Source organism: Azospirillum sp. UFLA03-27, assembly GCF_059803775.1.
Genome location: NZ_JAUQTX010000550.1, coordinates 1 through 562 on the forward strand (window position 1 = coordinate 1; position 562 = coordinate 562).

Here is a 562-nt window from a genome sequence, read left to right on the forward strand (position 1 = left end):
ATCTTGGTCGAGGCGCCGGTCTCGTCGAGGAACACCAGCTTGGTCGGATCAAGGTCGGGCTGCGCCTCGAACCACGCCTCCCGTGCCGCGGCGACGTCCGCGCGGTCCTGCTCGGCCGCATGAGCGGTTTTTTTTATACGTGATGCCGCGCACGGCGAAGAAGCGCCACAGCGTGCCGATACTGGCGGACGCGCCGCGCTCCTCGCGCAGGAGCACCTGCAACTCGGCCAAGGTGAGGTGGGGCGTCGCTGCGACGAGGCCGAGTAGGAACTCCGCATGAGCATCGAGCTTCGAGCCGCGCGGCGGGCCTTGGCGCCGCGCCGCCGTCTCGCCGGTGCTGCGCGCCCGGCGCACCCACACGATCGCCGTCGCGATCCCCACTTGGTAGTGCGCGGCGGCTTGCCGGGCCGACAGGCCAGCCGCCACCGCCTTCAACACGCGATCCCGCAAATCCTGGCTGTAGGCTCGGGCCATGCAGATCCTCCATCCGTCGAGGACGGTGAATCACGCAGCCCAGTTGCCGTAAACTCCTTCTGAATCGGTAACCCCTGAAAGGGCTCTA

The 562-nt window shown here is 68.0% G+C and carries 1 protein-coding gene; it reads right to left on the reverse strand.

Features of this window, described 5'->3' with window-relative positions; translation table 11 throughout:
• Window positions 1-48: 48 nt before the first annotated feature.
• Window positions 49-474: an IS630 transposase-related protein gene (locus tag Q4I23_RS33025; RefSeq protein WP_498529047.1), complete on the reverse strand. Its 426-nt coding sequence runs from the start codon at window positions 472-474 to the stop codon at window positions 49-51.
• Between the last annotated feature and the right edge of the window lie 88 nt (window positions 475-562).